This is a genomic window from Petralouisia muris, assembly GCF_004793545.1.
In the GTDB taxonomy this organism is placed as follows: Bacteria; Bacillota; Clostridia; order Lachnospirales; family Lachnospiraceae; genus Petralouisia; species Petralouisia muris.
Map to the genome: position 1 here is coordinate 1 of NZ_SRYA01000018.1, position 24,992 is coordinate 24,992.

At 44.9% G+C, this 24,992-nt stretch carries 20 protein-coding genes; 17 read left to right on the forward strand and 3 right to left on the reverse strand.

Translation table 11 applies throughout. The features are described from left to right. Positions 1-235 precede the first annotated feature (235 nt). The 17 genes from E5329_RS10320 to rsmA all read left to right on the forward strand — a co-directional run bounded on the left by E5329_RS10320 (position 236) and on the right by rsmA (position 21,797). Entirely contained in the window at positions 236-2,587 is a 2,352-nt protein-coding gene (locus E5329_RS10320) for a glycoside hydrolase family 3 N-terminal domain-containing protein (RefSeq protein ID WP_275443188.1), read from the forward strand. A gap of 64 nt (positions 2,588-2,651) precedes the next feature. Continuing rightward, the gene (locus E5329_RS10325; RefSeq protein WP_135989469.1) at positions 2,652-4,196 is read left to right on the forward strand and encodes an MFS transporter; all 1,545 of its coding nucleotides are present in this window, start codon (positions 2,652-2,654) and stop codon (positions 4,194-4,196) included. 23 nt (positions 4,197-4,219) lie between these two features. Continuing rightward, complete coding sequence (locus E5329_RS10330; protein ID WP_135989470.1) at positions 4,220-5,548, forward strand: patatin-like phospholipase family protein; 1,329 nt, start codon at positions 4,220-4,222, stop codon at positions 5,546-5,548. Positions 5,549-5,683: 135 nt separating this feature from the next. After that, complete coding sequence (locus E5329_RS10335; protein ID WP_275443168.1) at positions 5,684-6,388, forward strand: hypothetical protein; 705 nt, start codon at positions 5,684-5,686, stop codon at positions 6,386-6,388. Between the two features lie 271 nt (positions 6,389-6,659). Next, on the forward strand, positions 6,660-7,838 hold the full coding sequence (locus E5329_RS10340) for a class I SAM-dependent methyltransferase (protein WP_135989471.1): 1,179 nt from the start codon (positions 6,660-6,662) through the stop codon (positions 7,836-7,838). Next, positions 7,831-10,359 (forward strand): hypothetical protein, encoded by a 2,529-nt coding sequence (locus tag E5329_RS10345; RefSeq protein WP_135989472.1) that lies wholly within the window; start codon positions 7,831-7,833, stop codon positions 10,357-10,359. Before E5329_RS10340 ends, E5329_RS10345 begins: the two co-directional genes overlap by 8 nt. 38 nt (positions 10,360-10,397) lie before the next feature. Further along, entirely contained in the window at positions 10,398-10,751 is a 354-nt protein-coding gene (locus tag E5329_RS10350) for a hypothetical protein (RefSeq protein ID WP_135989473.1), read from the forward strand. 4 nt (positions 10,752-10,755) lie between these two features. Continuing rightward, entirely contained in the window at positions 10,756-12,102 is a 1,347-nt protein-coding gene (locus E5329_RS10355; protein ID WP_135989474.1) for an MATE family efflux transporter, read from the forward strand. Positions 12,103-12,166: 64 nt separating this feature from the next. Next, positions 12,167-14,131 carry a methionine--tRNA ligase gene (gene metG, locus E5329_RS10360; protein WP_135989475.1) on the forward strand — a complete coding sequence of 655 codons (1,965 nt, stop codon included), beginning with the start codon at positions 12,167-12,169 and terminating at the stop codon, positions 14,129-14,131. A 101-nt stretch (positions 14,132-14,232) separates the two neighbouring features. Beyond that, positions 14,233-15,858 carry a GGDEF domain-containing protein gene (locus E5329_RS10365; RefSeq protein ID WP_135989476.1) on the forward strand — a complete coding sequence of 542 codons (1,626 nt, stop codon included), beginning with the start codon at positions 14,233-14,235 and terminating at the stop codon, positions 15,856-15,858. Next, positions 15,855-16,631, forward strand: a complete 777-nt coding sequence (locus tag E5329_RS10370; RefSeq protein ID WP_135989477.1) for a TatD family hydrolase — start codon at positions 15,855-15,857, stop codon at positions 16,629-16,631. Before E5329_RS10365 ends, E5329_RS10370 begins: the two co-directional genes overlap by 4 nt. A 162-nt stretch (positions 16,632-16,793) precedes the next feature. Further along, positions 16,794-17,669 carry an ABC transporter ATP-binding protein gene (locus E5329_RS10375; RefSeq protein WP_135989478.1) on the forward strand — a complete coding sequence of 292 codons (876 nt, stop codon included), beginning with the start codon at positions 16,794-16,796 and terminating at the stop codon, positions 17,667-17,669. Positions 17,670-17,700: 31 nt separating this feature from the next. After that, entirely contained in the window at positions 17,701-18,549 is an 849-nt protein-coding gene (locus E5329_RS10380) for a hypothetical protein (RefSeq protein WP_135989479.1), read from the forward strand. A 12-nt stretch (positions 18,550-18,561) separates the two neighbouring features. Beyond that, positions 18,562-18,936 carry a GntR family transcriptional regulator gene (locus E5329_RS10385; RefSeq protein WP_135989480.1) on the forward strand — a complete coding sequence of 125 codons (375 nt, stop codon included), beginning with the start codon at positions 18,562-18,564 and terminating at the stop codon, positions 18,934-18,936. A gap of 35 nt (positions 18,937-18,971) precedes the next feature. Next, on the forward strand, positions 18,972-19,892 hold the full coding sequence (locus E5329_RS10390; protein ID WP_135989481.1) for an ABC transporter ATP-binding protein: 921 nt from the start codon (positions 18,972-18,974) through the stop codon (positions 19,890-19,892). Between the two features lie 62 nt (positions 19,893-19,954). After that, positions 19,955-20,545, forward strand: coding sequence for a hypothetical protein (locus E5329_RS10395; RefSeq protein ID WP_135989482.1), 591 nt, complete (start codon positions 19,955-19,957; stop codon positions 20,543-20,545). A 358-nt stretch (positions 20,546-20,903) separates the two neighbouring features. Next, the gene (gene rsmA, locus E5329_RS10400) at positions 20,904-21,797 is read left to right on the forward strand and encodes a 16S rRNA (adenine(1518)-N(6)/adenine(1519)-N(6))-dimethyltransferase RsmA (RefSeq protein WP_135989483.1); all 894 of its coding nucleotides are present in this window, start codon (positions 20,904-20,906) and stop codon (positions 21,795-21,797) included. A gap of 119 nt (positions 21,798-21,916) precedes the next feature. Here the strand turns inward: rsmA and E5329_RS10405 are convergent, their stop codons facing one another. From E5329_RS10405 to E5329_RS10415, 3 genes are all read right to left on the reverse strand, one after another. Next, on the reverse strand, positions 21,917-22,705 hold the full coding sequence (locus tag E5329_RS10405; RefSeq protein ID WP_135989484.1) for a TIGR03915 family putative DNA repair protein: 789 nt from the start codon (positions 22,703-22,705) through the stop codon (positions 21,917-21,919). Positions 22,706-22,746: 41 nt separating this feature from the next. Next, on the reverse strand, positions 22,747-24,099 hold the full coding sequence (locus E5329_RS10410; protein ID WP_135989485.1) for a putative DNA modification/repair radical SAM protein: 1,353 nt from the start codon (positions 24,097-24,099) through the stop codon (positions 22,747-22,749). A gap of 279 nt (positions 24,100-24,378) precedes the next feature. Further along, on the reverse strand, positions 24,379-24,957 hold the full coding sequence (locus tag E5329_RS10415; protein ID WP_135989486.1) for a tyrosine-type recombinase/integrase: 579 nt from the start codon (positions 24,955-24,957) through the stop codon (positions 24,379-24,381). Between the last annotated feature and the right edge of the window lie 35 nt (positions 24,958-24,992).

Here is a 24,992-nt window from a genome sequence, read left to right on the forward strand (position 1 = left end):
TTGTTTTATCAGTGAAATTGGACAGTTACTTATAAAACAAAGGGCCGTTTTCGCTGGCATTATCAGCGAAAACGGCCGCACATTTCGGGGTATTTGTCAACCTGTTTTTTGAAAAAATAAGAATTATTTTTAGAGAGCAGGAAGTTATATAAAAGCGGAAATGTTACAAAATGAAGGTAAAAAATAGAGGTGAAAATGAGATTTCGGAAATTTCTGAAGCCTTATAAAACAAGGGATTCGAGTTTCCGAGAGTACACTAGATTATAAAGAGGTAAATTACCTTGCTCTGGATGAAAATGAAAAGGAAATGATGGAACATGTTTCTTCAATGAAAAAAAATGGAACCATCAAGAAGATTATTGTCCTGATCAATTCGGCAAATCCGCTGCAGGTGGATTTTCTGAAAGAGAATGACTATGATGTGGACGCCTGCCTGTGGATCGGCGATGTGGGAATTTCCGGAATTGATGCAGTGGGAGAAATTCTTGCCGGAATTGTGACTCCCTCCGGAAGGCTTGTGGATACTTACTGTTACAATAATTTTTCTGCTCCGTCAATGGCGAACTTCACTCCCATTGTCTATGAAGGTTATACAGAAGGGATAATTCCAGATAATGCAAAATCTTACATGACCTATCAGGAAGGGATTTATGTGGGATATAAGTATTATGAAACACGGTACGAAGATTATGTAACCGGAAACGGCAATGCCGGAGATTATGCTTATCAGGATACGGTAGCATATCCCTTTGGATACGGATTAAGCTATACGGATTTTGTTTACAGTGATATGGCTGTCACTTACAGCCAAGAAACAGATCAGTTTGAAGTGTCTGTAACAGTCACCAACGCTGGAGATACTTATTCCGGAAAAGAAACCGTTCAGATTTATGTCCAGTCTCCCTATACGGAATACGACAAAGCCAACGGCGTGGAGAAATCATCGGTTGCATTGTGCGGATTTGGAAAGACAGATGTGTTAGAGCCGGGCGCTTCTGAAACGCTTACGATTTATGTGGACCGCAGGGAATTTGCCTCCTATGACGCATACGGCGCAGGAACCTATATTTTAGACGATGGGGATTATTATCTGACAGCCGCCAAAAATGCACACAACGCCGTGAACAATATTCTTGCCGCAAGGGATTTTACGGCAGAAAATACAGACGGACGCATGGATGATGCGGGGGATAAAGCTTTGACTTATCAGTGGACCAATGATAAATTTGATACAGAAACCTATGCAGTCTCTGAAAACGGCACGGCAATTACCAATCAGCTCTCGGATTCTGATATTAATTTGAGCGAGGATTTAGACGGGGCCCAGGTAACCTATTTGTCCAGAAATGACTGGGAAGGCACCTTCCCCACAGAACCGCTGAAACTTGCTCTGACGGAAAAACTGACGGCAAAGCTGCAGGATGTCCAGTATGATCCGGCAGATTATGAGCCGGTGGATATGCCGACTCTGAATGCGAAAAATGGATTAAAGCTGTATGATATGATAGGTCTGGATTATGAAGATCCCAAGTGGGAAGCGCTGCTGGATCAGATGTCCTTTGATGAAATGGTTTCTCTAATCGGAGACTCCTTCCACTGGACTATGCCGGTGAAATCCATAGAGGCTCCGGCTACCCGTGATGAAAACGGGCCCCAGGGATTGACGGCATCCTTATTTAAAGCAGGAGATAATGAAGGAAAATCTTCGCTGACAGCAACTGCATTTACTTCAGAAGACGTAATGGCGGCTACATTTAATATGGAACTCATGTATGAAATCGGCAAGGTCATTGGAAATAACTGTCTGGCAGCAGATATTGCATGTCTCTACGGCCCGGGAAATAATATTCACAGAACCCCTTACGGCGGCCGGAATTTTGAATATTATTCGGAGGATGCATTCCTTTCCGGAGAAATGTCCAAGGAAGAAATACGTGCTATGGCAGATAAGGGTATTTTTGTGGTAATGAAGCATTTTGCTCTGAATGACTGCGAGCAGGATCGAATCGGCCTTGGAGTATGGCTGAATGAGCAGGCGGCAAGAGAAATTTATTTGAAAGCATTCCAGGCGCCGGTGGAAGAATCAGAAGCCGGACTGATGATCGCTTATACCAGATGGGGCGCAATCTGGTCTGGAGGAAACCGGGGGCTTATGAATCATATTCTCCGTGAGGAATGGGGAAAGAAGGGCCTGATTATTACAGATAATGTGCTGACTACTTATGTAAATGGAGTGGATGGCATGATGGCAGGCGGCATATCCACCTATGACGCTATGCTCCCCCATGTGACGAATCAGCTTCCGAAATACGAGAAAGATCCTGTTATCGTAACGGCTATGCGCAATGCATGCCACCAGAATCTGTATTCTATTGCCAATTCTGCAGGTATGAATGGAGTGGGGCCGGAAACAAAAGTGAAGATCAAGGATATTGCAATTGTCACTTCCTTCCGGACAGGAGCCATTGCCTTCAGTGTGCTGTTCCTCTGGTCGCTGGCGCTGTGGATTGGAAAGAAACGTGATTTTAAGCAGACGGAAGCATATAAAAAATATCAGGATTACAAGGCAAAGCATGCCGGAAAATAAACCTGGCAGGGCGAAACAGTATAAAAATGCTGTTTCGCCCAGGTGAAAGGAAAGGGTGGTTCCTATGAAACAAGAGTCTGGGACTTTGAATACAACAAACCGGGCAAAGCTGTATCAACTGGTGTTATTCCCCATGAATAACGGGGCAACCAATGTATATTATATTCTTACGATGAATTTTATCGCCTACTACGCCAACGGGGTTCTGGGTCTGCTCTTGATGTTTGCCACCACAATGGTAACAGTGATGCGTCTGTTTGACGCAGTGACAGATCCCATCATCGGAGCCCTGATTGACCGGACTTCTACAAAATTCGGAAAATTTCGCCCCTATATGGTGCTGGGAAACGGGATTATGATTCTCTCTTCCCTTCTGCTGTATTTCGGAACCCGGGTGATTTCGGCTGATATGGTGTGGCTGCGTTATGTGTGCTTCGTTCTTTTTTATGCATTATATGTGGTCGGCTACACGTTTCAGACTGCATGCACCCGTTCCGGACAGACTTGTCTGACCAACGATCCCAACCAGCGTCCGCTGTTTACGGTATTTAATACGGTGGCAAGCCTGATCGGCATGGGACTGGTGCAGTTTTTGGCGCCGGTGTTAAGCGAGAAGCTTGGAGGTTATAACAGCGCAGCATTTTTTAATTTTATGATTCCTCTGGCAATCGGAGTATCGGCTGCTCTGACTTTGCTTGCGGTTATCGGAATCTGGGAGAAAGACAGGCCGGAATTTTTCGGTGTGGGAGGAACGCAGGAGAAGGTGCAGTTAAAGGAATATGTGGCTATATTAAAGGCAAACAAAGAGCTGCAGCGGTTAATGGTAGCCGGCGCCGGATGTAAGCTGGCATTTTCTATTGCAACGAATATGACGGTTCTGTGTATGCTGTACGGGGCCATGATGGGCAATTATGGAGGGCTTTATCTGCCTATGATGATTGTAGGTTATGTTTTTTCAGCGCCTTTCTTCCTGCTTACCGTGCGGACCTCTCAGAAGCTGGGGCAAAAGGCATCGTTGGTGCGCTACACGAGGATCGCCCTGGTGATGTATGTGGGGGTTCTGGCATTGCTGCTCCTCTGGAAGCCGGGAGCAGAGGTTTTCCGTCTGAGCCTTATGCCGCTGAATATTTACACGGTGCTGTTTGTTCTCTTTTTCGGCGTCGGATATGGGGCGTATTATGCAACGGCAGATATGCCGATTCCCATGGTGGCCGACTGCTCTGATTATGAAACCTATCGTTCCGGCCGTTATATCCCAGGGATTATGGGAACGCTGTTTTCCCTGGTGGATAAGCTGGTAAGCTCCTTAGGTTCCACAATTGTCGGCATGGCTGTGGCGATGATTGGAATCAGCACCCTGCCGGACGGCAATACGCCGTATGCAGATGGAATGCATATAGTTGTTCTGGTTCTCTTCTGTGTAATCCCCATGCTGGCCTGGATTGCTACTTTAATTGCCATGAAGGGCTACACCCTCACCGGAGCGCGGATGAAAGAAATCCAGGCGGTCAATGCAGTGCGCAAGGATGCTATTGGGAAGGGAATGTCACTTTCTGAGGCAATGGAAAAATGGCAGACCATTGAGCAGGTTCCAAAGGAGTACCAGTAGATTTATCGATAGGAGGAAACTGGATGAAAAGAGCAATTGCGCTTTGCGGCGGAGGCACGAAGGGAGCCTATGAACTGGGTGTATGGAGAGCGTTACGGGAGCTTGGCATAGAATATCATATTGTGACAGGCACCTCAATTGGAGCTATTAACGGGGCATTGATGGCTTCCGGGGATTACGATAAGGCACGTGAACTGTGGAGGACGATTCGGTTAGAGGATGTAATGACAGAAGGATTGAATCTTACCACAACCATTGAGGGAATGTACAATCAGAGAGAGTCCATCCGGCCTTTTTTGAAAAAGTACGTGAAAAATAAAGGGGCGGATATCTCTCCGTTTATTGAATTTATTGACAGGATGGTGGATGAAGAGAAGGTGAGGGCCTCTCGAACGGATTACGGTCTGGTGACGGTTCAGGTGTCTTCCATGAAGGCTCTGGAGCTCCGGAAAAATGAGATTCCTCAGGGAAAATTAAAAGATTTTATCATGGCCTCCGCTTCTATTTTTCCTATTTTTCCCATGCATAAGATTGACGGAGAAACTTATCTGGACGGATGCTATTATGACAATCTTCCCATAGATCTGGCCTTGAAAATGGGAGCGGATGAGGTGATTGCTGTGGATTTACATACTTCTCCCAGCCATCCGGCCTATGTGGGCAAGCCTTATGTTACCTGCGTTATTCCAAGTCGTTCCCTGGGAACGATTCTGAACTTTGACAGAAAGGTGATTGAGGATAATATCCAGCTGGGATATTGGGATGCGCTGAAAGCCTTTGGAAAAATGGCGGGAAAGAATTATACATTTTATCCGGAGGAGCTGCTGGATTATCAGGAAGTGATCCAGGCGTTTGTCAGCAGGGTGGCCAGAACGGAATCCTATTTGACGGAAGGCATTTTCAATCGGTTCGTGAAGCCTTCAGACAGCAAAAAAATTTCCGGAAATATTGAAGAGCATATCAGGAAAAAGCCGGATGCTTATACAAAAGAAGATTATTTTCTCGGTGGAGCGGAAATCTGCGGAAAGATTTTCGGTCTTTCTGAGGAACATCCCTGGCATTTGCCGGAATTTATTGGGGAAATTTTTGGAAGGCTTGAGGGAAAGGAGCCTTATCCGGATATTTCCTTATTCCATGGAAGAAAGGGGCGGGAGCTTACATCCGCGCTGGCGGAGTTAAAGCAGCGGACAGGCAGTGATTCTGTGACGGCCTGCATGTATTATGGGTATCAGGCAGGGGAAATTGATCTCAAGGAGCAGCTGAATCTGCTGGCACGGCAGCCCTATGAATTGACAGCGGCATTGTTTTTGCTTACGGTGAAGGAAAGGGAATCTGGGAGCGGCATAGTCTGAACTGTTTAAAAGGTGTAGCATTACCAATGCAGGGGAAAAGAGAATGGGAACGGCATGGTCTGAACTGTTTAAAAGGTGTAGCATTACCGAAAACAGGGCATATAGTATAGGGAGAGAAAAAATGGGAGTAAAGCAGTGGATTATAAACAGGAAATGTTTTACCGGATGCCGGACCGGAATAGGAACAAAATGCCTTTTTATATGGCGTATCCCATGCAGAACGTATTTCTGGAAGAAATGGAATACGAGCGGGATATGCAGAAATTAAAAGACTTATATCCCAAAGAAGTGAAGTCCATTCAGGCATTGGTGGAAGAAGAATGCGATAAAATGGAATATGAAGGCAGCCTGATGTTTGATGAATATCCCGATAAACTGATGCTGAGACAGATTGTAAACCGTATTTATGACGGTGCAACCGGCGGACAGATGAATATTCAGAGTGTCCAGGGGTTTGAAGCAAGCCCCTATGAAGCAGAGCAGTATGAGCCAAAGCAGTATCAACCGGGGCAGTATGGACAGGAGCAGTATGAGGCTGGATATTCTGAAGAGACAGGAGAAATGGCGGAAGAGCTTCCGAAGGAAGAATCAGGTTTGAGTGCAGAAGAAATTCCATTGGCAGGAAATATGGTTGAACAGAGAAGGCCTCAGGGGCCAGGCTGGGGACCGCCTCCTCCCCCGAAGCCAGGTTGGGGGCCTCCTCCTCCAGGACCAGGTTGGGGGCCTCCTCCAGGAAGCCCCCCTCAGGGCAATGGGCTGCAGAATCTGATTGAGGTGCTTTTGTTTAATGAAATGTATCAGAGAAGATGCCGTCACAAACGCTGCCGCCGCTGGTGGTAACGCAAGATAAAGACTGCCCCAAAGGGGCAGATGTCTGAAGAAAAAGGAACTTCCTGCAAAGCTGGAAAGAAAAAGTTTTGCAGGGGGTTTTTGAATTTTGGATTAATCCGTGAAAGCAAGTGACTTCTTGAATATTTTGTGATAGAATGAGTGGGAAGTTATGTCTTAAGACATATGGAAACTCTAATCGGCATGCTCTGGTACAGTGATTTATTCTGTTGCCATACAGATGGAAAAGATATCCTGTGCCTAAGAAAAGAAAGGCCAGCCTATGAAGGATTTACATCAATTTTTAGATAAATATTTAAATGAGCAGCTTCAGCGCATGATAATCAGCAATCCAAGAAATGGGGAAATCGCCTCCAAAATCATCATACGTCCGGTATTGGTGAAAAGTGCTTTGTCTTTTCAGGCAAGCAAATATTTTGAGAAGAAAGTATTCCACAAAAATTACACAAAAGAAGAAGCGGCGGCAGAGATTGCCAACTGGATGGAAAAATACCGTCAGCTTGAGATTTCCTCCAACCAGGGACAGGCTGTGGTTCTTATCAGCAAGAGGGGCAGAGTTACTATGAAAGAAAAAGCCTGCGCTCCCAGTGTAAAAGACGTGGATTTATCCCATAATAGAAAGAAACGTTATATTTTAGATCCTTCTTTGCCAACGGGTTTTTTGATGGATCTGGGCGTTCAGTCCAGGGATGGGAAAATTATCAACGCGAAATATGACAAATTCCGTCAGATTAATCGGTTTCTGGAATTTATTGAGGATATTCTCCCAGAGCTTCCCAAAGACCGGGAAGTGACAATCTTAGATTTTGGATGCGGCAAATCGTACCTTACCTTTGCCATGTATCATTACCTGAAAGAGTTAAAAGGATATCAGGTGCATATCATTGGTCTGGATTTGAAAGAGGATGTGATCGCAGAATGCAGCAGGCTGGCGGAAAAATACGGATATGACAGACTTGAATTTTATGTAGGAGATATTGCCGGATATGAAGGGGTTCAGCAGGTGGATATGGTGGTGACCCTCCATGCCTGCGATACGGCTACGGACTATGCGCTGGATAAAGCAATCGGCTGGGGCGCAAAAGTAATTTTATCAGTGCCCTGCTGTCAGCATGAGCTGAATGGGCAGATAGAAAATGAACTGCTGTCGCCGGTGCTTGGATATGGATTGATTAAGGAACGGATGGCGGCTCTTTTGACGGATGCGCTGCGGGCGGGAATTCTGGAAAGCAGGGGATATCAGGTGCAGATACTGGAATTTATTGATATGGAGCATACGCCTAAGAATATATTGATCCGTGCAGTGAAAAAGGGCAGAGCGAAAGACAGCCGCAGAATTGAGCAGGTTATGGAATTTCTGCATGTAAGGCCCACGTTGGCTGCGCTGCAGGAAGAAAAGAAGGCGGGGGAATCTGGAAAGGAAGAGAGACAGAATGCGTAAAGGCGTAATAAAGGCAGTTGTGCTGCTGGCTGTTTTTTTGATTACAGTGGCAGCCACCGGACTGTTCAGTTATAAAAATAATACAGATATGACCTCGGAAATGGCTCCGGCTACCCTTCCGGTTGTGTATCTGCAGCAGGGAGACGCCAGAATCAACAGGCTGTATGGCTACACTTCGGAAATGGATGGAACAGGGATGCGTGACACCATTACTCCTCTGGAGAAAGATTTGTCCCTTCCGGTTGTGATAAAAACCTATGAAAATGAAATCGAAGAAGTGAACTATGAAGTGCGTACCATGGATATGGAACGGCTGATTGAAAATGGAAAAGAAGAGGATTTCTCAAAGACGAACGGCGAAGTGGAGTTTACCCTGCAATTTCAGAATATTCTGGAAGAAGAGACAGAATATGTATTGGTGCTTACCGTCCAATATTCTGGCAAGCAGGCTTATTATTATACGAGAATTGCAAGGGAAAGTAATTATTTTGTTGCAGAGTCTCTGGAATTTGTCAGTGATTTTCATGAACAGACCTTTGAGAAGGAGAATTCAGAAAGCCTTGCAACTTATCTGGAACCGGACAATATGAGTGATAACGCCACATTGCAGAAGGTAACCATCCATTCCAGTCTGCGGCAGGTGAACTGGGCAGATTTTGAGGGGGAACGTCTGGAAATGCCGGTGCCCTCGATTAAAGAAATGGGAGACTCCTACAATGCAATTGTGCTCCAGTATGTGCTGACCTCCGCCGGAGAAAACGGTGAGGTGGAATATTACAATGTGGAGGAATACTATCGCGTCCGCTACGATCAGGCAATCGGCCGTATGTATCTGTTAAATTATGAGCGGACCATGAATCAGATTTTCCGGGGAGAAAACGGGACAGTGACCAGAAACCGGCTGATGCTGGGGGTTCGTTCCTCAGATGTGGAATATACGGCAAATGAAAAAGGAAATATCATAGCATTTGTGCAGGAAGGAGAGCTGTGGAGCTATAACAGTGATAATAACCACCTTTCTCAGATATACAGTTTCCGCAGCCCCGAAGGAATATCCGACAGGGAGAATCATATGGGGCATCAGATTCAGATCATGAAAATAGATGAGCCGGGGAGCATGGACTTTGTGGTTTATGGTTACATGAATCGGGGGAATCATGAGGGGCAGACAGGAATCAATGTATTTCACTATGACAGTGTAGGAAATACCATTGAGGAAATATTGTTTATACCTTATGACAAGTCCAGTGAGATGCTGAAAGCGGAGTGGGGGAAGCTGTTTTATGTAAGTGATGGGAATGTCTTTTATCTTCTGGCAGAAGATGTGCTATATCGGATTGATTTGGATGTCAGAGAAACCCAGCGGGTGATTGAAGGGCTGAACCCGGGAAGATTTGCTGTATCAGAGGATGGAAGGTATATTGCGTGGCAGGAAGGAGAGGATGCAGACAGGGCAGAAGCATTGAAAATTATGGATCTGGAAGAGGAGGAGACCCGCACCATAAACGGCGGCGGAGATGAATTTTTAAGACCTATCGGGTTTGTGGAAAGCGATTTTGTCTATGGTTTGGCAAGGGCGGAAGATGTAATAACAGATGCGGCAGGAAATACCAGGTTCCCAATGTACAGAGTGACCATTGTAGACAAGGATTCTCAGGCGGTAAAGGACTACCAGAAAGAGGGTTTTTATGTGTCAAAGGCATATGTGGATCGGGATACGATTTTTCTGGATCGGGAAATCCGAACAGAAGCCGGTTATGAGAGCGTGGAGCAGGATACCATTAAGAACCAGCAGATAGAATCTTCCCGAAAAATAGCAATCGAGACTTCTCAGTCAGAGAAGAAGCAGAGTCAGGTTCAGATTGTTCTGGGAGACGGCAAAATGGAATCTGCAAAGCGGCTGCAGATAACTGTGCCCAAAGAAATCGCTTTAACAGAGAAACGAAATGTGAAATTGGATACAGGGAAAGGACATGAGAATTATTGTGTTTACAGCGGCGGAAGAATACTGCTGTCTACGTCGTCCCTGACTGAAGCTATTGTTCTGGCCGATCAGAATATGGGGGTTGTGATAGGGCAGGAACAAAAATACATCTGGCGCCGGGGCAGAAAGAGCGTTCAGCCCATGATTGGGGCAGGAGAAGTGGATATTGCAGGAGTAAGTGAAAGCTCGGCTTCGCGCTGCCTGACTTATCTGCTGCGGACAGAGGAAATCAATATTGACGTGGATGACCTGATTGCCCGGGGAGAGACGCCCAAACAGATTTTGACGGAAGCGTTAAATGGAAGAAAAGTAATGGATCTGACTGGCTGCAGTGTGGAGCAGGTATTATATTATATCAATCTGAATATGCCGGTATTTGCCATGGTAAATAATGAGGCTTTGCTGATTGTGGGATATGATGAACATAATATTCTGCTTTATCAGCCGGAACTGAATGTGGTGCGGAAAATGGGACGCCAGGACAGCAACGCCATGTTCGAAGAGGCGGGAAACATATTTTTAGGGTATATCGAATAAAGAATTATATGGAACAGCAATGAAAAAGGAGGATTCTTATGCATAGTGATGATATTAAAGCGCAATTAATCAGACAATTTCCGGCGGAGGTGGTGGAGCAGAAAGGTTCCATGAACCAGATGTATTATTCCTGTCCTACCTGCGGCAGGATGGTATCTTTGGGAATGGATAAGTGTGCAGGCTGTAACCAGATTTTAAGCTGGAAAAATATTAATCAGGAGTCTTCTCCCGATGGGAAAAAGAAAGCAATTCTGGAATTTGAAGTGTTAGGAGAGTTTACGATAGGGGATTGCCGGAAGTGCCCGATTTCCTACATAGCTGCTAACGGTTCTGAGAGCTCTTATGAATGTCCGCTGAAAATGAGAGGCTCCTGTAAGATTAAATTGGTGTAAAGGCATGCAGAACCATGAATCTACGCTGCTGACGGAGGGGAGTATCTGGAAAAAGATTATTGCCTTTGCCGTTCCGATTTTTCTGGGGAATTTGTTTCAGCAGTTATATAATACAGCCGATTCCCTGATCGTAGGAAATTTTGTGGGCAGTGACGCCCTTGCGGCAGTCAGCTCTTCCGGCAATCTGATTTTTCTGATGGTAGGATTTTTCAGCGGAATTGCCATGGGCGCCGGAGTTGTAATTGCCCGTTATTATGGAGCCAGAAGTAAGGAAGCGGTTTCCAGGGCGGTGCATACGCTGGTTGCTTTTGGACTTGCAGCGGGCGTGATTCTGACGCTGGCCGGAGTGTTGATTACGCCGCAGATATTGAGATGGATGGGAACGCCGGAAACGGTGTTCCCTAATTCTGTCTTGTATTTCAGGATTTACTTTGCAGGTTCCCTGGGATTTGTGATGTATAATGTGTTTGTAGGGATTCTTCAGTCCGTGGGTGACAGCAGACATCCGCTGATCTATCTGATTATTTCTTCTGTCACAAATGTAATATTGGACTTATTGTTCATTGCCGGGTTGGGAATGGGGGTAGGCGCAGCAGCTTTGGCAACTGCCATTTCACAGCTTGTCAGCGCTTTCTTATGTCTGGCGCGTCTGATGAAAACAGAAGAAGAATACCGGATCGAGCTGAGGAACATCCGGTTTGACCGCAGTATGATGCGCCAGATTATTTCCAACGGCCTGCCGGCGGGAGTGCAAAATTCCATCATTGCCCTGGCAAATGTGGTGGTTCAGTCCAATATCAATGTATTTGGCATGACAGCCGTAGCAGGCTGCGGAGCATATTCCAAAATTGAAGGCTTTGGTTTTCTGCCCATCACCTGTTTTACCCTTGCCATGACCACCTTTATCAGTCAGAATCTGGGAGCCAGAGAGTATGAAAGGGTGAAAAAAGGGGCCAGATTCGGGATTATCTGTTCCATTGTTACGGCGGAACTGGTAGGAATTTTTATTTATATTTTTATTCCGTCTCTGATCCGGGCTTTTGACACGAATCCGGAAGTGGTTCTGTACGGAACCACACAGGCAAGAACAGTGACGCTGTTTTATTTTCTGCTGGCGTTTTCCCATTGTCTGGCAGGAATTTTCCGGGGAGCCGGGAAGTCTATGGTGCCTATGGCAGTCATGCTGGTGTGCTGGTGCATGATCCGGATTAGCTATATTACGGTGGCGGTGAAGATTGTTCCCGTCATCGGCACGGTATTCTGGGCGTATCCGCTGACCTGGAGCCTCAGTTCCATTATTTTTTTCATATATTTTGTAAAAGCAGACTGGATGCATGGATTTGAACGGTAGAAGCTCATTTTTTTTGACTTTCCGGCTTTTCTATGGTAGTCTTTGTTAAAAGGAGGCATAGATTATGTGTACAAAATGCAGTAAAGGAAAATTTTATATGACAACAGCAATTGCCTATACCTCAGGAAAACCTCATATTGGAAATACCTATGAGATTGTATTGGCGGACAGCATTGCCCGATTTAAACGGCAGGAAGGATATGACGTCTATTTTCAGACCGGAACGGACGAGCATGGACAGAAGATTCAGATTAAAGCAGAAGAGGCGGGAATTACTCCCAAAGAATATGTGGACAAGGTTGCCGGGAAAGTGAAGGATATCTGGGATTTGATGAATTCTTCTTATGACAGCTTTGTGCGGACGACAGATAAAGATCATGAAGAACAGGTGGCAAAGATTTTTAAAAAGTTATACGATCAGGGGGATATTTACAAAGGGGCTTATGAAGGACTGTATTGTACGCCCTGTGAATCCTTCTGGACAGAATCTCAATTGGTGGACGGCAAATGTCCTGACTGCGGCGGAGAAGTTCAGCCGGCCAGGGAAGAGGCTTATTTCTTTAAAATGAGCAAATATGCAGAGCGGCTGATTGAGCATATCAACGCCCATCCGGATTTTATTCAGCCGGTATCCCGGAAAAATGAAATGATGAATAATTTTCTGCTGCCGGGGCTTCAGGATCTGTGTGTATCCAGAACCTCATTCAGTTGGGGAATTCCAGTGGATTTCGATCCGAAGCATGTGATATATGTATGGCTGGATGCTTTGAGCAACTATATTACCAAAATCGGGTACGACGCAGAAGGGAATTCCAGTGAATTATTCCAAAAGAACTGGCCGGCAGAATTGCATCTGATTGGAAAAGATATTATCCGGTTCCATACCATTTACTGGCCGATTTTTCTGATGGCTCTTGACCTGCCTTTGCCGAAACAGATTTTTGGACATCCCTGGCTGCTTCAGGGTGACGGCAAAATGAGCAAATCCAAGGGAAATGTGCTGTATGCAGACGAAATGACTGAGGTATTTGGGGTAGACGCCATACGCTATTTCCTGCTTCATGAAATGCCCTTCGAAAATGACGGCGTAATTTCCTGGGAGCTGGTAACAGAACGCCGCAATTCTGATTTGGCTAACACCCTTGGAAATTTGGTGAACCGTACCATTTCCATGAGCAATAAATATTTTGACGGCGTAGTAACCAATGAAAATGTGGCGGAAGATGTGGACGATGACTTAAAGCGTGTGGTGACAGGCACAGTAAAGACCGTATCCGCCAAAATGGATGAGTTTCGGGTAGCGGACGCCCTGACAGAGATCTTTAATCTGTTTAAACGCTGCAATAAATATATTGATGAGACAACGCCATGGATTCTGGCGAAGGAAGAGGCTTCTAAGCCCCGTCTTGCAACCGTTTTGTACAATCTGGTGGAAAGCATTGCTATAGGGGCCAGTCTGTTAAAGAGCTTTATGCCGAAAACTTCGGAGAAAATTCTGTCACAGCTGAATGCATTTGAGGTTCCGTTTGATGAACTGAACAGCTTTGGTCATTACGGAAGCGGGACGAAAGTAACTGCACAGCCGGAAATTCTCTTTGAGCGGATGAAATTAGAGGATGTATTTGCAAAAGTAGAAGAACTGCATCCGGAACCGGAGGAAGAAAATGAGCCGGTGGAAGCAGGGATTGATCTGGAACCGAAAGCAGAGATTGAATATGATGATTTTATGAAAATGCAGTTTCAGGTAGGGGAAATCATTGCCTGTGAAGCCGTTGCCAAATCCAAAAAGCTTCTTTGCTCCCAGGTACGGATTGGAAGCCAAATAAAACAGATTGTGTCGGGAATTCGGAAATACTACACGCCGGAAGAAATGGTAGGAAAAAAGGTGATGGTACTGGTAAATCTAAAACCTGCAAAGCTGGCGGGAGTATTGTCTGAAGGAATGCTCTTATGTGCAGAAGATGAAAACGGTGAACTGGCATTGGTGGCGCCGGAAAAGAATATGCCTTCCGGAGCGGAAATCTGCTGAAAATGTTTTCTGCTGGTCGTATTCCGCAGTTTAGAGGCCGTTTATGCTGAATATAGGGACAGAGGTTTTCGGGAAGAAGGATACAGGGATGGAGGAAAAGAATGGATTTTACAGGTTATGATGGAGAGATCCAGAAACTGGTAAATGAGATTATGGATTGCCGCAGCAAAAGAGATGGGACATATATGGAGAATTGCAGAAGGCTTATCAAGATAGGAAAAGAGAGAGAGGATTCCTATCTTCTGGGCTTTGCCTGTTATTATCTGGCAGAGGGGTATTTCCGTTTGAACGATCATCAGAATATGATTGCCAGCTTAACGGAAGGCATTGTAAACCAACGAGAAGCATCCCAATGGAGAATGCTGGTGAGATCCCATAATCTGATGGGAATTGACGCCGTAAACAGAGGAAATACAGCAGTAGCCCTGGATCAGTACATTACAGCTTTGGCTTATGGGAAAAAATACGATTATCCTTATGAAACAGCCCTTGTAAACAGTAATGTGGGGAGACTGTATATGGCTCTGGGTGAGTATGGCGCGGCGGTTCATTATCTGAAGAAAGCGGCAGATACATTTTGGGATTACAGAGAAGATTACTTTGGCATTGGAAACCTGACCATTGTATACGCTTCTTTAGGAAGATGCAGCCTGTTTCAGAATAATCTGAAACAGGCTATGGAATATGAAGAAAAAATCCGTCAGGCAGGCGCAGGGGAAGCTTCTGATTACTTTATGATTCAGGTACTTTTTGCCAGAATCCGTCAGGAGCAGGAGCGGCAGCAGGAAAGAGATCAGTATCTTGAAAACATTGCACGAAATCTGGAATCCTTTCAGACGTTTTTAGACAGCCGTGAAGAAGTTTTTGATTTTCTGGATTTCCTTTTGGAAATGGGAAAATACCAGGAACTGAAAAAAGTATTTCCGAAGCTGGAGCGCATGACAGAAGAATCTGGAATTACCAATTTAAAGATAGAGCTGCTGCGCCGTCAGGCAGAATATTATCAAGCAGTTCAGGAGAGGGCTCATTATCTGGAAGTCTGCGCGAAGCTTTATGAGGAAGGAAAATGCTTAAAAGAAGAAGGGGTGAGCGTGATTCACCGGGCAACCGAGCTTCGTTTCAGTCTGGAAAGGGCCAAGGAAAAAGAAAAAGAGCTGATAAAAGAGAAAAAAATTTTACAGGAACGTTCCGAGAAAGACGCCTTAACGGGATTGGCGAACCGGTATAAGCTGAATGATTTTGCCGGAAAGATTTTTGATCGGGCAAGAGACCGCGGGGACTTGCTTTCTATTGAGATTTTTGACGTGGATTTTTTTAAAGAATATAATGATACTTACGGGCATCAGGCAGGAGACGACTGCTTAAAGGAGGTTGGGAAAATCCTGAGTGAATTTATGCAGCGGGATGAAAATATTTTTTGCGCCCGGTACGGCGGAGATGAGTTTATCGTAATTTACTATGGGAAAACGGATGAAGAGATTTTAAAGCTGGCTCAGGAGCTCAGGAAGAGAGTTCTGGACTTGAAGCTGGAGAATAAAGGCTCTAAAGTTTCAGAATATGTGACAGTTACCCAGGGAATTCAAAACAGCATTCCCAAACATCAAAACCGTATGTGGGATTATCTTTACGGGGCGGATAAGGCCCTGTATCATGTGAAGAAGAAAAGGAAAAACAGTATCTGTCTGATACATAAAAATGAGGATAGTGCAGAAAGTGTGATATTATGATTTTTGAAAGCCATGCCCACTATGATGACAGAAGGTTTGACAGTGACAGAAAAGAACTGCTGTCCGCCATGCAGGAGCAGGGGATTGAGACGATTGTAAATGTGAGCTCTGATTTGGAGGGAGCAAAAAAAACCATTGCCCTGACAGAAGAGTATGATTTTATTTATGGCGCTGTAGGAATTCATCCCAGTGATATCTCTGATCTGAACGAGGAAGTCTATGAATGGCTGCAGGAAAAAAGCAGGCTGCCCAAAACAGTCGCCATAGGGGAAATCGGTCTGGATTATTACTGGGATAAAGACGAAGAAGTAAAGCGTAGCCAGCGTTACTGGTTTTGCAGACAAATGGAGCTTGCCAGGGAAGAAGGGCTTCCAGTGATTATTCATTCCAGGGATGCAGCAAAGGACACCCTGAAGCTGGTGCAGGGCATCCACGGTGATGAGATTCCGGGAGTGATTCATTGCTTTTCTTATTCCCTGGAAATGGCAGAGGAATATATTAAGATGGGATATTATATTGGAATCGGCGGCGTGGTGACCTTTAAAAATGCCAGGAAATTAAAAGAAGTGGCAGCGCAGATTCCTTTGGAGAGGATTTTGCTGGAAACAGATTGTCCCTATCTGGCGCCGGAGCCGGAACGTGGAAGGCGGAACACGTCTTTGAATCTGCCCTATGTGGCAAAGGAGATTGCAGAACTCAGGGGAATTACCCAGGAGGCGGTGGAAGAAGCTGCCAGAGAAAACGCCAGAAGGTTATTTCAAAAAATAAAATAATAGCTGTGCATGTATCTGGAAGGCGGTATTTCTGAAAAGTTATTTTCTGAAAAGTACTTGACAGACCTGTGTATATACTGTATATATTAATATATACAGTATATACACAGGTCTTTTGCGCGTAAAAGGAAAGTGAATAATGGAAAGGATGCGTGAAAACAGATGAAATGGAAACAGACGGAATCGGAGCAAATTCAGCCGTTGCTGCGGATAGAACATGCAGGAGCGGAACGGGGAAGTACATTTTGGCTGCGGGATGTAAATCTTGAGCTGGAGCCTGGAACCTTTATGGGAGTGATTGGAAGAAACGGGGCAGGCAAGACAACGCTGTTTCATATGCTGTGCGGACTTTCCCGTATCAGCCAGGGAGAGGTATGGCTGGAAGGGATCAGCATGAAAGAGGAACCCGGACGCTGCAGACAGAAGATGGGGCTCATTTTTGATGATGATTATTTTCGGCTGGATCTTTCTGTGAAATACGCAGCCAGAGTATATGGTAAATATTACGAAAATTATTCCCAAAATGATTTTTTATGCTGTTGCAGGAAATTTGAGGTGGATATTCGGCAAAATGTCAGAAAATTATCCAAAGGAAATTACATGAAATTCCAGCTTGCTTTTGCATTGGCGCATCACCCGCGGCTGATTCTAATGGATGAGCCGGAGGCAGGTCTGGATCCGGTGTTTCGCAGAGAATGGATGAATATGCTTTACGATATACTGGATGACGAGTGCAGCATTTTGTTTGCCACACATTTGACGGAAGAACTGGAGCAGTACGCAGATGCAGTAACTTTGCTGTCTCAGGGAAGACAGATATTTTCCCTTACCATGCCTCAGTTGGAGAAACAGTACCGGATTGTAAGAGGAAGCAAAGTCCAGATGGACTATCTGCAGAAGCGTCTGGTTGGCAGACGAAAAATGGAGCATTACGAGGAAGGATTGTTTCAGGAGGATGGCAGGGAATTGTGGGTGGAGGTCAGTGAGTCACGGCCCACATTGGCACAATTGATGGAGTATCTGGATGGAAAATTTTAAATAGGCGGAATGTGAAGGGACGGGGAAGAAAATGGAAGAGAACAGGGTAGAAAGAGAAGAAAAAATAGAAGAGAACAGGATAGAAGGAGAAGAAAAAACAGAAGAGAACAGGGGAGAAAGAGGAGAAAAAGCAGAAGAGAACAGGGTAGAAAGGGAAGAAAACAGAAGGGAAACAAAAGAAAACAGAATCGGAAAGGCCGGGAGCTTTTCAGAATTGAAAAATTTTACCCCGGGAAAATTTCTGAATACCGGACAGGAAATGCTGATAGAGCTGCGGGCGTCCTTTTATACGACCAGGGGAAAGCTTGGACTTTTGTTGTTTCTGATAGGAATCATCTGGGGTTTTGGTGAAGTTACCGGAGAGGAGCCGGAACCATTTGTCCTGGCTGCCGCCTTGATGTGGGTGGCAATGGGACTTGCGATGCTGGTGACTCTGGAAAATAACAAGCTTTTATATCTGCTTCCTGTCACAAGAAAAGAATTTGCCGCCATACAGATACGAAGGATGGCATGGATATTTTTGCTGATTTTGGGAGTGATCACGTTGTTTCTTGCCTGTATGAAGCAGAATCCCGATTTTTTTTGGAGGAATTTCTTTTTAAAAGCAATTCCTTTCAGCGGAGCCATGAGCATTTATGCCATTGCCGCCATTAAGCCGGTAAAAGAGAGCCAGCAGACAGGACACAAGATTTATCAGTTGTCCAATGCGGTCATTCTTCTGGTAGTGGTGGGCTGCTTATTGAATTTTATCGTGTTTTGGGATTCCTGGAATGTGTTAGACTGGATTCTTTCGGCGGCAGATTATGGGGTAAATATATTTACCTTAGGATATCTGTACTGGAAATTTGGGTGTGCAGATGTATATTATGACGAAATTTGAAAGAGGGCGCAGATGAAAATTTTGATTTCTAATACCAGCAATCTTGCCATATATGAGCAGATTATCCGGCAAATAAAGGATGCAGTGATAGCCAGGGAGATACAGGAGGGGGAAATGCTGCCTTCCATACGTTCTCTGGCGAAGGATCTGCAGATCAGCGTGATTACCACAAAACGGGCTTATGAAGAACTGGAGAAAGAAGGCCTGATTTATTCAGTAAAAGGCAAAGGATTCTACGTTACGAAGCAGAATATGAATATGCTAAAAGAAAAAAAGGTGCAGATGCTGGAGGAGGAACTGGGAAAGCTGGCAGCAGAGTGGAAAAAGGCAGGATTGACCAAAGCGGATATGACGGATTATATTGAGGTGCTGTTCGAAGAATTGTAGAAAGAACGATCCGAAAAGAAGGGAGGAAAGGAGTTATGAAACACGCTCAAAGCAGAACAGAGGTAGATGAGGAAATGAGAGCACATGGATTAAAAACGGAAGGGCTTTCAAAAAAATACCGGAATTTTCAGCTGAGTGATATTTCTCTGGAAGTCCCGGCAGGGAGTATTCTGGGGTTGTTAGGCAGAAACGGCGCAGGTAAAACGACTGCGATAAAACTGATATCAGGACATACCAAAAAAAGCGGAGGGAAGATATGGATTGCCCAAAAGGATATGGACAAGGAACCCATAGCCGCCAGAGAGCAGATTGGCCTGATATTGGATGAACCCATGTTTTTTGAAACAAAGAGTTTGTGGGAAAATGGAAAGGCTTTTGGCAGATTTTATTCCGGGTTTCAGGAAGCCTCTTTTCGGAACTGGCTTTCTGTATGCAAACTGAATCGGTCAGATTGGCTGGGAATGTTATCCAAAGGAGACCGGATGAAATTTCAATTCGCCTTTGCTGTATCACATCATCCCAGAGTGCTTTTATTGGATGAACCTACAGGAAATCTAGATCCTGTATTTCGGAAAGAATTTCTGAATATTTTGCAGGAGGTGGTGGAGGAAGAACAGATTGGCGTGTTGTTTTCCTCCCATCTTACATCGGATTTGGAACAGATTGCAGATGTGGTGGCTCTTTTGGAACAGGGAGAGCTGCTTTATGCAGAATCTATGGAAAAACTGAAATCCCGCTATTGTCTGCTGAAAGGGGATCCCCAGACAGGGAAAAAACTGAAAATAAGCGCAGAACCTGGAATTATTGGAATTCAGGTCAGCAGAGTGGGATTTGAGGCCATGGCGGATTTGGAGAATGTTTCAGAAAATCTGCAGAACATGATGGAAACAATCATGCAGGAGGAAATTGATTTGTCAAAGTGGATGTATTACATGACAAAAAGAGCGCGGAAATGAATAAATGAACCTTCAAAGGGGAGAAGATTATATGTATAGTTGGAGAAAGGACGGGAAACAGTATGTGGAAAACAATTATGCAGTTTGATCATCCGAGTGGTCTGGGAGGTATGGTACACTTTCCTTTTTCAAATGTCAAGCAGAGATTTACCGGAGAAGGCACTATGGGCGCCAGAGGGATGCTTCTGTTTCTGGGAAGCAGTATTTATTTTATTATGGCCCTTTGCGGAGACTATGAAGAACCGGTATATATGGCTGATCTGGCGGCAGCAGTCGTAATGTTTCTTATGTTTTTTACTATGGTACAGTTTACCAGAAGGGAGGGGGAATACTGGCGGCCAGTCTACCAAAAAATCAAATATTTTCCGGTGGACAGAAAAAAATACCTGCTGGCCAAGGCAGTGCCTGCCGGGGGCGTGATAGGGATGGCGCTGGGAGTTCAATGTATGGCGTATCTGTGCAGAATGCTTATGCACCAGGGGATTCCTGTTGAGGTTATTACGCTTATCACACTGGGCACGCTGATGAGCGGTATTTGGTATTTTCTTGCCTTTTTGCTCTTGCTGGTATTGGGAGAGAGGGCGTTGAACGTGTTCCCGCTTCCCTTTGGAGCTGGAATTATCATGGTACATCTGCTGTGCCGCATGTGGTAGATGATGACTGTTCGATGAATCATCACGAATTAGATTATCATGGTGCATCTGCTGTGCCGTGTATGACAGGCGGATCATTTGGGAAGCAGAGATGGAAAGAGCGGAAATTTCTGTGCCTGTCTGGAAAATAGATTGCTATCTCGCGAAAAACCATGTATAATCTGTTATACTCGAAAGCAAATGTTTTTGCCAAATGATTTGTGATACCAGTGAGAATCTGTTGGCAAATCATCTGGTTCACGGGTATAGAATATGTTTTAATTTGCATGTAACAGCGGATATGAAACTTCAGGCAGACTGTATTTTATATCCCATGAAACGATATACAATACAGAAAATGCGCAGGATGGAGGAGACTATGGCAGATTTAGGAAAACCGCAGAATACCATAGCAGTATTGCAGAAATATAATTTTAATTTTCAGAAGAAATTCGGACAGAATTTCCTCATCGACCCAAGGGTGCTGGAAAAGATTATCAGCGCCGCAGAGATTGCCAGAGAAGATTTTGTGCTGGAAATCGGGCCGGGAATCGGTACAATGACACAATATCTTTGTGAAAATGCCAGGGAAGTCACTGCAGTGGAAATTGACCGGAACTTAATTCCAATCCTGGAGGATACCCTGCAAGATTATGAGAATGTGGAAGTAATCAATGAAGATATTCTCAAAGTGGATATCAACCGTCTGGCTCAGGAAAAAAATAATGAGAATCCTATTAAAGTAGTGGCAAATCTGCCTTATTACATTACTACTCCAATTATTATGGGACTGTTTGAAAGTCATGTTCCGATTGACAGTATTACCATAATGGTTCAGAAGGAGGTGGCAGCGCGGATGCAGGCGGGACCGGGAAGTAAGGATTACGGCGCATTGTCTTTGGCGGTTCAGTATTATGCCAGACCGGAAATTATTGCCAATGTACCTCCCAACTGCTTTATGCCCAGACCTAAAGTAGGGAGTGCGGTGATTCGTTTGGTAAGGCATGGGCATGCAGCCGTACAGCCGGCAGATGAAAGACAGATGTTTCGCATCATTCGCGCCTCCTTTAACCAGAGGCGTAAGACACTGGTAAACGGATTAAAAAATTCACCGGAAATTTCAGCCTCAAAAGAACAGATTGCAGGCGCATTGGAGGAACTGGGATTAAATCCTGACGTACGGGGAGAGGCTTTAACTTTAGAACAGTTTGCAAAATTAAGCGATGTTCTTGGAACGCAGCAGTCCGGCTATTCCAGTGACTGTTATATATAGATGGCAATTAATATTGCCATCTGCGCCGAGCACGGCCGCTTGCGGCACCTACGTCTTCGTGTGAGTGCGCATCCCCTGGCGGGCTATATAGATGGCAATTTTAAATGCCAGTTATATAGCTATTTGGTAAATTCTATCACATCCTTCTGGAACCGTATCGGGATATTCTGGTTCTGAAGCTTGGGATTGATCCGGGCTTCAATGGCTATGCTGTCAAAGAACCTGCACCATAGCTTCTGATATTCTAATTCTTCTGGGGAAAAGCGGTTCAGCATTTCTTCATTCAGACTGCTGGCGTCTGTCAGAAAGAAGCCCTTTCCTTTGGGATGCAGGGCGGCCTGGCTGTGAGCTTTGTCATATATTATGAAGTTTTCCTGAGGAAGCCGATCGGCAAAGTGTTCCCCAAGGAAAGGAAGTACATAGTTCTTAGGATGGATTCTGGCAAAAAGCAGACCGTTTTCCAACTCCTGGAACCGCAGAAATCCAAGAAGGTGATGGGCTTCATTGCCGGTGCTCCGGGAAAGCTCAAATACCCGGTTGACAAAAGGATCTCCCAGATAATTCAGTACTTTGCTTCCGTCTTTCAGGGATAATGCCAGCACAATGGTATGGTAAAGAGCATCTGCCTTATCCATATATTTTTTTCGTTTGGATGATTCCTCCAGTGCAGATGCAGCCTGACACAATTCAGCATATGTTTCTTCTCCCAGGCGTTGAAGCAGTGTGCGGGCTACTTTTCCGCTCCTTTCATAATCCGTGGAGACGGTAATATATTCGTCAAATAAGGTGTAAGTGTCCGGCGGACAGACAGTAAGGCGGATATTCTTATGTCCGTATTTGCTGGCCCAGGCGTCGTATACTCCGGTAAAAATTCCGTCGATGCTGTTCTCACATACGAATACATACATGGCAATGCACCATTCCTTTCATTCTGTAGAATATGATTCTGTTAAACAGTGACAATCTGCTGGCCTGGCGGAAGAATCCGTGCATCCGTCAGTTGGAAATCCGATTGCATGTCTTTATCAAAAAAGCTGAGCTGTTGGTATCCGCCTTCCCGGATATCCCTTGGAAGCTGAGTCTTATCCCGCATTAAGTTCTGGCAGATATAATCTTCTTCCAGCTTGGTGCGATACATCATTTTGCCGGAGCAGGTAATGAAATACAGGGCGCGTTTCAGAACCACGCCGATTTTCTTGAGATCATCGAAGCTAAGCTGATTCCTTTTCCGGGCCTTCACAATGCGTTCAGCGGATTTGTAGCCGATACCGGGCACCCGCAGAAGTGTCTGATAGGAAGCCTGATTAATTTCCACAGGAAAATATTCCAGATGGCGCAATGCCCAGTCGCACTTGGGGTCCAGAAAGATATTAAAGTCCGGACGATCTTCTGACAGCAGTTCCGAAACCTGAAAATGGTAGTAGCGCAGCAGCCAGTCTGCCTGATACAGACGATGTTCCCGAAGCAGGGGCGGGCCTCCAGGCAGGGCAGGGAGCATAGAATTACCATTTACATTGACGAAAGCGGAATAGAAAACACGCTTAAGCTGGAACTTCTGGTAAAGCCCTTCTGCAACGCTCATAATTTGAAAATCATTCTCCGGAGTGGCTCCGATAATCATCTGAGTGGACTGGCCGGCAGGAACAAACGGAGGAGTTTCCCGATATATCATTAATTCCTGCTTATTGTCTGTGATTCGGTTCTGGATCTGGCGCATAGGCTTTAAAATGGTATTGCGTGACTTGCAGGGAGCAAGCCTGCGCAGTCCTTCAGCAGTAGGAAGCTCCAGATTAATACTCATACGATCCACAAGGAAGCCAGTCTTTTCAATCAGCAGGGGATCGGCGCCTGGAATAGACTTCACATGGATATATCCGCGAAAGTGGTGGATATTCCGAAGCTGATAGATGGTCTGATAAATCAAATCCATGGTATAGTTGGGGCTTATCATAATGCCGGAGCTTAAAAATAATCCTTCAATGTAATTCCGGCGGTAAAATTCCATGGTAAGGGTACAGATTTCTTCCGGAGTAAAAGCGGCGCGGACAACGTCTGTACCGCAATTATTCAGGCAGTAAGCGCAGTTAAAGATACATTCGTTGGTAAATAAGATCTTCAGAAGCGAGATGCATCTTCCATCAGCGGAAAAGCTGTGGCAGATGCCGGGAGCAACGGAATTCCCCATGCCCTTCCCAGTTCCCTTCCGATCTACGCCGCTGGAGGTGCAGGCAACGTCATACTTGGCGGCGTCTGAAAGGATGGTTAATTTGTCCAGTATATTCATGCTTGTCTGTAAATTCATAAGTACACGGCCCCTTTATTCACATATGCGAACTAATGTTCTGAAATAATCATAACACAGACTAAGGGAAAATGCAAGAGAAAAAAGAACATTTGTTTGAAAAATTATTTTGCTTTTCAGGAATTCGTATAATCATTGAATTTTAAGAAATACTTATTAAAAATGCAACCTTTTATTAACAAAGGTTGCATTTTTGTTACACTTTTTATATCGGCGCTGATTGTAAAGACTTTATAGCAAATTGAAAAAAATTTAAAGAACCTGAAAAAAGTTTGTAACTTACAGGACAATGCGGCAGAATACATCGTCTTTATCGTCTTGTTCAATACATAAATATTGTTTGGTAATCTGGTAGGAGGAATGGTTAAAAATATCCATAAGCAGTGCAGGAGGAGTACCATTCTTCCAGGCATGATAACCAAAGGTTTTTCGCAGGGAATGGCAGCTTACATGTTCCGGAAGGCAGGCGTAAGCTGCCGCTTTTTTGATGATCCGGTAGGCCTGGCACCGGCTGATATGGAAGGATTTATTTTTCTGGCTGGCAAAGAGGTAGGCGTCCTGCTGAGGAGTTTGTGCCCGGCGCAGCATTTCCAGGGTAGTTTTTACCGGTTTATTTAAGGCGATTATTGCATCTTTACCGGTTTTTTGCTCTGTCAGATACAGATGGGAACGATACTTTTTGTTTTTAAAGTCATATACCATATCCCAGGTAATATTTAGAATGTCTCCAATGCGCAGAGCAGTGTTAAGGCCAAGGATAATCATGGCGTAGTTGCGCAGATTCGGTTTTTCTGTAAGGTAATATTCCTTAAATTTGGTCAATTGGTTGGTTTTGCGAATTGGTTGTGTTTTGCTCATAGCAGATTTCCTCCTTAATTTTCAAGTGCACCTGG

What these genes read in the sequence shown, in the direction of transcription:
- E5329_RS10395 (WP_135989482.1), top strand. Translation starts at nt 19,955, where the DNA reads ATGTGGAAAACAATTATGCAGTTTGATCATCCGAGTGGTCTGGGAGGT.
- E5329_RS10375 (WP_135989478.1), top strand. Translation starts at nt 16,794, where the DNA reads ATGAAATGGAAACAGACGGAATCGGAGCAAATTCAGCCGTTGCTGCGG.
- E5329_RS10385 (WP_135989480.1), top strand. Translation starts at nt 18,562, where the DNA reads ATGAAAATTTTGATTTCTAATACCAGCAATCTTGCCATATATGAGCAG.
- E5329_RS10370 (WP_135989477.1), top strand. Translation starts at nt 15,855, where the DNA reads ATGATTTTTGAAAGCCATGCCCACTATGATGACAGAAGGTTTGACAGT.
- metG (WP_135989475.1), top strand. Translation starts at nt 12,167, where the DNA reads ATGTGTACAAAATGCAGTAAAGGAAAATTTTATATGACAACAGCAATT.
- rsmA (WP_135989483.1), top strand. Translation starts at nt 20,904, where the DNA reads ATGGCAGATTTAGGAAAACCGCAGAATACCATAGCAGTATTGCAGAAA.
- E5329_RS10355 (WP_135989474.1), top strand. Translation starts at nt 10,756, where the DNA reads ATGCAGAACCATGAATCTACGCTGCTGACGGAGGGGAGTATCTGGAAA.
- E5329_RS10390 (WP_135989481.1), top strand. Translation starts at nt 18,972, where the DNA reads ATGAAACACGCTCAAAGCAGAACAGAGGTAGATGAGGAAATGAGAGCA.
- E5329_RS10330 (WP_135989470.1), top strand. Translation starts at nt 4,220, where the DNA reads ATGAAAAGAGCAATTGCGCTTTGCGGCGGAGGCACGAAGGGAGCCTAT.
- E5329_RS10410 (WP_135989485.1), bottom strand. Translation starts at nt 24,099, where the DNA reads ATGAATTTACAGACAAGCATGAATATACTGGACAAATTAACCATCCTT.
- E5329_RS10345 (WP_135989472.1), top strand. Translation starts at nt 7,831, where the DNA reads ATGCGTAAAGGCGTAATAAAGGCAGTTGTGCTGCTGGCTGTTTTTTTG.
- E5329_RS10365 (WP_135989476.1), top strand. Translation starts at nt 14,233, where the DNA reads ATGGATTTTACAGGTTATGATGGAGAGATCCAGAAACTGGTAAATGAG.
- E5329_RS10380 (WP_135989479.1), top strand. Translation starts at nt 17,701, where the DNA reads ATGGAAGAGAACAGGGTAGAAAGAGAAGAAAAAATAGAAGAGAACAGG.
- E5329_RS10405 (WP_135989484.1), bottom strand. Translation starts at nt 22,705, where the DNA reads ATGTATGTATTCGTATGTGAGAACAGCATCGACGGAATTTTTACCGGA.
- E5329_RS10325 (WP_135989469.1), top strand. Translation starts at nt 2,652, where the DNA reads ATGAAACAAGAGTCTGGGACTTTGAATACAACAAACCGGGCAAAGCTG.
- E5329_RS10415 (WP_135989486.1), bottom strand. Translation starts at nt 24,957, where the DNA reads ATGAGCAAAACACAACCAATTCGCAAAACCAACCAATTGACCAAATTT.
- E5329_RS10340 (WP_135989471.1), top strand. Translation starts at nt 6,660, where the DNA reads ATGAAGGATTTACATCAATTTTTAGATAAATATTTAAATGAGCAGCTT.
- E5329_RS10350 (WP_135989473.1), top strand. Translation starts at nt 10,398, where the DNA reads ATGCATAGTGATGATATTAAAGCGCAATTAATCAGACAATTTCCGGCG.